Annotated in this window: 5 protein-coding genes; 4 read left to right on the top strand and 1 reads right to left on the bottom strand. The window is 70.8% G+C overall.

Translation table 11 applies throughout. From position 1 onward, the window contains the following. Positions 1-1,594 (bottom strand): SDR family oxidoreductase (locus A5701_RS20550; protein WP_067758017.1); only part of this gene is annotated, 1,594 nt, incomplete at its 3' end. 188 nt (positions 1,595-1,782) lie between these two features. Here A5701_RS20550 and sucB point away from each other — a divergent pair. The 4 genes from sucB to lipA all read left to right on the top strand — a co-directional run bounded on the left by sucB (position 1,783) and on the right by lipA (position 6,309). After that, a complete protein-coding gene (sucB, locus tag A5701_RS20545) occupies positions 1,783-3,594 on the top strand; it encodes a 2-oxoglutarate dehydrogenase, E2 component, dihydrolipoamide succinyltransferase (protein ID WP_067758013.1) in 1,812 nt (603 codons plus the stop codon). Between the two features lie 15 nt (positions 3,595-3,609). Next, positions 3,610-4,521 carry a TIGR01777 family oxidoreductase gene (locus A5701_RS20540; RefSeq protein WP_067758010.1) on the top strand — a complete coding sequence of 304 codons (912 nt, stop codon included), beginning with the start codon at positions 3,610-3,612 and terminating at the stop codon, positions 4,519-4,521. Between the two features lie 169 nt (positions 4,522-4,690). Continuing rightward, positions 4,691-5,389, top strand: a complete 699-nt coding sequence (gene lipB, locus A5701_RS20535) for a lipoyl(octanoyl) transferase LipB (protein ID WP_067758007.1) — start codon at positions 4,691-4,693, stop codon at positions 5,387-5,389. Further along, positions 5,386-6,309: a lipoyl synthase gene (gene lipA, locus A5701_RS20530; RefSeq protein WP_067758004.1), complete on the top strand. Its 924-nt coding sequence runs from the start codon at positions 5,386-5,388 to the stop codon at positions 6,307-6,309. The genes lipB and lipA overlap by 4 nt, the downstream gene beginning before the upstream one ends. Positions 6,310-6,311: the final 2 nt, after the last annotated feature.

Genomic DNA, 6,311 nt, shown 5'->3' with positions numbered 1-6,311 from the left:
GGCCCCGCCGACCGTCGACCTGTTCGCCCTTTCCGGCGGGCGCGTCGAAGCGGGTGGTGTTGATGATGTTGGTGTCGATGACCCCCGGGCAGATCGTCGTCAGCCCGACGTCGGCGGCGTCGAGCTCGGCGCGCAGGCAGTCGGAGAACATGTAGGTCGCCGCCTTCGACGTGCAGTAGGCGTTCAGCGACTGCAGCGGGGCGTAGGCGGCCATCGACGAGACGTTGACGATGTAGCCGCCGGTGCCGCGCTCCACCAGCCGCCGCGCGAAAGATCGGCACCCGTTGACCACGCCGCCCAGGTTGACGTCGAGCACCCGGTCGAATTGCTCGGCCGGGGTGTCGAGGAATCCGCCCGCGTGTCCGATGCCGGCGTTGTTGACGACGATGTCGGGGACCCCGTGCTCGGCGCTGACCCGCTCGGCGAACGCCTCCACAGCATCGGCGTCGGACACGTCGAGCACGTAGGCGTGGGCGACGCCGCCGCGGGTGGCGATCTCGGCTTCCGTGGCCTTGACGGCCGCTTCGTCGATGTCGCTGATGACCAGTTCGGCGCCCTCCCGCGCGAAGGCGAACGCCGTCTCGCGTCCGATTCCGCTGCCGGCGCCGGTGACCGACACCAGGGTGTCGCCGAAGGACCCGCGGGGGCGCCCGACCTGGGCGCGCAGCAACGCGCGGCTCGCCGGCTTGCCCTCGGCCCAATCGGCGAACTCGTGCACCGCGGCGGCCATCACCTGCGGGTGGGACATCGGCGAGAAGTGGCCGGCCCTGATGTCGCGCCGCCACAGCCTCGGCACGAACCGCGGCGTGTGGTCGTAGCCATAGGGCCGCACGTACTTGTCCCTGGTGTTGACGATCAGCTGCACCGGCACATCGACGACATGGATGCCCTGCCCGCGGCCGGAGAACGAGCGAAAGTAGTTGGCGGGATAGGTCTTCACCGAACGGGCGGCGTCGCGCGCCAGCTGCGGCGAGTGGTGGATCTGCTCGACCGGGATGTTGTCCACGGCGTTGCGCCGCAGCGCGGGAATCGACATCGTCAGCCGCAGGAACAGGGGCGCGAGCACCGGGATCGAGAAGAACAGCATGTAGCTCAATCGCAGCGCCTGGCTGACCGATCGCACAAACCGGCGCGGGCGCCACGGTTGCCGCAGGCCGCTGAAGATGTAGTCGACCAACTGCTCCTGGCTGGGGCCGGACACCGACGTGAAGGTGGCCAGCCGGTCACCGGCACCGGGCCGCTTCAGGTATTCCCAGATTCCAACCGAGCCCCAGTCGTGGGCCAGCACATGCACGGCCTGGCCGGGGCTGAGCTCGCCGGTGACGGCGGCGAAGTCGTCGGCGAACCGCTCCATCGTGTAGGCCGACACCGGTTTGGGCGCCGAAGACAGGCCGACGCCGCGGTTGTCGTATCGCAGGATGCGGAACCGGTCGGCCAGCAGAGGGACGACCCCGTCCCACAGCACGTGGGAGTCGGGAAAGCCGTGCACCAGCACGACCGTGGGGCCGTCGGGATTCCCCTCTTCGTAGACAGCGATTCGCGCGCCGTCGGCGCTGTCGACGAAATGCTGCGGTAGCCGTTGTGTTGCCGGCATCTTTGACCTCCCCGCTCAACTGCAGTGGCCACACCGTAGCAAGGGGGTTCGGGAAGTCCCGGGAACGTCCGCCCTGGATGTGTGCCGGCGCGGACGCAGTGACAGGATAGTTTTGGATAGCTACTTTTCAGCGGCTAGCGATGTGTTCGACCCACCCCGACCCACGAGCGATCGAGGAGTCAAAGACGATGGCCTTCTCCGTCCAGATGCCCGCACTCGGTGAGAGCGTCACCGAGGGGACGGTCACCCGCTGGCTCAAGCAGGAAGGCGACACGGTCGAACTCGACGAACCCCTCGTCGAGGTGTCCACCGACAAGGTCGACACCGAAATTCCGTCGCCCGCCGCGGGTGTCCTGACCAAGATCGTCGCCCAGGAGGACGACACGGTCGAGGTGGGCGGCGAGCTGGCCGTCATCGGCGACTCGTCCGACGGCGGCGGTTCGCAGGCGGCCCCGCAGGCGCCCAGCCAGCCCGAGCCGCAGGCCGAATCCGCCCCACCGGCCCAGCCCGAGCCCGAGCCGGAGAAGGCCGCCCCCGCCCAGCCCGAACCCGAACGCGCACCGCAGAGTTCGGGTGGCGGCGACGCGACCCCGGTGCTGATGCCCGAGCTGGGCGAATCGGTGACCGAGGGCACGGTCACCCGCTGGCTGAAGAAAGTCGGCGACTCGGTCGGCGTCGACGAGGCGCTGGTCGAGGTGTCGACCGACAAGGTCGACACCGAGATCCCCTCACCGGTGGCCGGCGTGCTGGTCAGCATCACCGCCGAGGAGGACGCCACCGTGCCGGTCGGCGGCGAGCTGGCGCGGATCGGCACCGGCTCCGAGGCCGCGTCCGCCCCCACTCCCCCGCCGGCTCCCAAACCGGAACCCAAGCCCGAGCCGGCGCCCGAAGCACCCAAGGCCGAAGCACCCAAGGCCGAGCCGAAGCCCGAACCTCAGCCGGTGTCCCAGCCGGCGCCCGCGCCGAAAGCCCAACCGGCGCAAGCGCAGCCGGCCGCCGAGCCCAGCGGCTCGGGCCCGGACGGTGCGCCGTATGTGACCCCGCTGGTGCGCAAGCTGGCCACCGAGAACGGCGTCGACCTGACCGAGATCACCGGCACCGGAGTCGGTGGCCGCATCCGCAAGCAGGACGTGCTCGCCGCCGCGGAGAAGAAGCAGCAGGCCCAGAAGGCGCCCGCCCCCGCCCAGGCGCCCGCCGCGGCCCAGGCCCAGGCACCCGCCGCCGACGGCAAGCCCGCCCCGGCGGCCGCGCCCACCCCGGCGCCGGCGTTGGCGCACCTGCGCGGCACCACGCAGAAGGCGAGCCGGATCCGCCAACTCACGGCGAACAAGACCCGGGAATCCCTGCAGGCCACCGCCCAGCTCACCCAGACGCACGAGGTCGACATGACCCGGATCGTCGGATTGCGGGCCAGGGCGAAGTCCGCGTTCGCCGAGCGCGAGGGGGTCAACCTGACCTTCCTGCCGTTCATCGCCAGGGCGGTGATCGATGCGCTGAAGATCCACCCCAACATCAACGCCAGCTACAACGAGCAGACCAAGGAGATCACCTACTACGACGCCGAGCATCTCGGCTTCGCCGTCGACACCGATCAGGGGCTGCTCTCCCCCGTCATCCACAACGCCGGCGACCTGTCGCTGGCCGGGCTGGCGCGGGCCATCGCCGACATCGCCGCGCGCGCCCGGTCGGGCGACCTCAAGCCCGACGAACTGTCCGGCGGCACCTTCACGATCACTAACATCGGCAGCCAGGGCGCCTTGTTCGACACCCCCATCCTGGTGCCGCCGCAGGCGGCCATGCTGGGCACCGGGGCGATCGTGAAGCGGCCCCGGGTGATCGTCGACGAATTCGGCAACGAGTCCATCGGCGTCCGCTCCATCTGCTATCTCCCACTGACCTACGACCATCGGCTCATCGACGGCGCTGACGCCGGACGCTTCCTCACCACGATCAAGCACCGGCTCGAAGAGGGAGCGTTCGAGGCCGACTTGGGTCTCTAGGAGGACTGGCGAACCGTGGCCAAGCCCGTCATCGCGATCGCGGGTTCATCCGGCCTGATCGGATCCGCCTTGACCGCCGCCCTGCGTGCGGCCGACCACCGGGTGCTGCGCATCGTGCGCCGGGCACCGTCGAACTCCGACGAGCTGCACTGGAACCCCGAGAGCGGCGAATTCGACGTCGACGCGATCAGCGACGTCGACGCCGTCGTCAACCTGTGCGGCGTCAACGTCGGCCAGCGCCGCTGGTCGGGCGCCTTCAAGCAGGGCCTGCGGGACAGCCGCATCGCCCCCACCGAAGTGCTGGCGCATGCCGTCGCCGACGCCGGGGTGGCGACCCTGGTCAACGCCAGCGCGGTGGGCTACTACGGGGACACCAAGGACCGCGTGGTCGACGAAAACGACCGGGCGGGAAAGGGTTTCCTGGCCCAGCTGTGCGAGGACTGGGAGGCCGCGACGCTGCCGGCCCAATACGGTGGCGCCCGGGTGGTGCTGGCCCGCACCGGGCTGGTGTTCTCCCCGGCGGGTGGCGCGCTGGGGCGGTTGCGGCCGTTGTTCCGGGCGGGCCTGGGGGCGCGGCTGGGCAGCGGCCGTCAATACATGTCGTGGATCACCCTGGAGGACGAGGTGCGGGCGCTGCTGTTCGCGATCTCCAACACCGCGCTGTCCGGCCCGGTGAACATGACCGGGCCCGCGCCGGTCACCAACGCCGAATTCACCACCGCCTTCGGCCGCGCGGTCAACCGCCCGACCCCGCTGATGGTGCCGGGCTTCGCGGTGCGGGCCGCGCTCGGCGAGTTCGCCGAGGAGGGCGTGCTCATCGGCCAGCGCGCGATCCCCTCCGCGCTTGAGCGGGCGGGTTTCGAGTTCCACCACAACACCATCGGCGAGGCGCTCGGCTACGCCACCGCCCAGCGCGACCACGACTAGCGGCGATCGCAAGCGCGGCGCAGCCGGGCGAAGCGGGTCGCCGCCATCGGGCTAGCGGCGATCGCAAGCGCGGCGCAGCCGGGCGAAGCGGGTCGCCGCCATCGGACTAGCGGCGATCGTGGCTGACGCAGCGTCGCGGCTTGCCTGCCCGGCGAGTAGCGTCGCGAACGTGATCGATTCCATCCGGTCCAGCCGGGCCGCGATCGACGTCCGCCAGCTCGGAACCGTCGAATACCGCACGGCCTGGCAGTTGCAGCGCGAGCTGGCCGACGCCCGGGTCGCCGGCGGCGGCGACACGCTGCTGCTGCTCGAGCACCCGCCGGTCTACACCGCGGGACGGCGCACCGAGCCGCACGAACGACCGGTGAACGGCACGCCCGTAGTCGACACCGACCGCGGCGGCAAGATCACCTGGCACGGCCCGGGGCAGCTGGTCGGCTATCCGATCATCGGCCTGAGCGAGCCGCTCGACGTGGTGAATTACGTGCGGCGCCTCGAGGAGGCGCTGATCAAGGTGTGCGGCGACCTGGGCCTGGAGACGTGCCGGGTGCACGGCCGGTCCGGGGTGTGGGTGCCGGGCGGTGCCGGGCGGCCCGACCGCAAGGTCGGCGCCATCGGTGTGCGGGTCTCGCGGGCGACCACCCTGCACGGGTTCGCGCTCAACTGTGACTGCGACCTCGACGCGTTCGGCACGATCGTGCCGTGCGGCATCACCGACGCCGACGTGACCTCGCTGTCGGCCGAGTTGCGGCGCCCGGTGGCTGTCGGGGACGTCCGCGCGGCCGTCGCAAACGCCGTCTGCGACGCCCTCGACGGGGTCCTGCCGGTCCGGGAACACCCCGGCACGCGCGTAGCATCAGCGATGTGACTGTCGCACCCGAAGGCCGCAAGCTCTTGCGCCTGGAGGTCCGCAATGCGCAAACCCCGATCGAGCGCAAGCCGCCGTGGATCAAGGTGCGGGCCCGGATGGGGCCCGAATACACCCAGCTGAAAAGCCTGGTGCAGCGCGAAGGCCTGCACACCGTCTGCGAAGAGGCGGGCTGCCCCAACATCTTCGAGTGCTGGGAGGACCGGGAGGCCACGTTCCTGATCGGCGGCGACCAGTGCACCCGCCGCTGCGACTTCTGCCAGATCGACACCGGCAAGCCCGCCGCCCTGGACCGCGACGAGCCCAGGCGCGTCGCCGAGAGCGTGCAGACCATGGGATTGCGCTACGCCACGATCACCGGGGTGGCCCGCGACGACCTGCCCGACGGCGGGGCCTGGCTCTACGCCGAGACCGTGCGCGCGATCAAGGAGCTCAACCCGTCGACCGGGGTGGAGCTGTTGATCCCCGACTTCAACGGTGAGCCCACGCGGCTAGCCGAGGTGTTCGAATCACGCCCGGAAGTGTTGGCGCACAACGTCGAAACCGTGCCGCGGATCTTCAAGCGGATCCGGCCCGCGTTCAGCTACCGGCGCAGCCTGGACGTCATCGCCGCGGCACGCGAGTTCGGGTTGGTCACCAAGAGCAACCTCATCCTCGGGCTGGGCGAGACCGCCGACGAGGTGCGCACCGCCCTGGCCGACCTGCGGGGCGCCGGCTGCGACATCGTCACCATCACCCAGTACCTGCGTCCGTCCACCCGGCACCACCCGGTCGAGCGCTGGGTGCGGCCCGAGGAATTCGTCGAGTTCGCCCGCGACGCCGAAGGGCTGGGCTTCTCCGGGGTGCTGGCCGGGCCGCTGGTGCGATCGTCCTACCGGGCGGGCCGGCTCTACGAGCAAGCGGCGCGCACCCGCGCCTGAAC

This window comes from Mycobacterium sp. E3305, from assembly GCF_001666785.1.
Lineage (GTDB): Bacteria > Actinomycetota > Actinomycetes > Mycobacteriales > Mycobacteriaceae > Mycobacterium.
The sequence above is the reverse complement of the archived record's forward strand: the minus strand, read 5'-3'. Positions and strand labels throughout refer to the sequence as shown.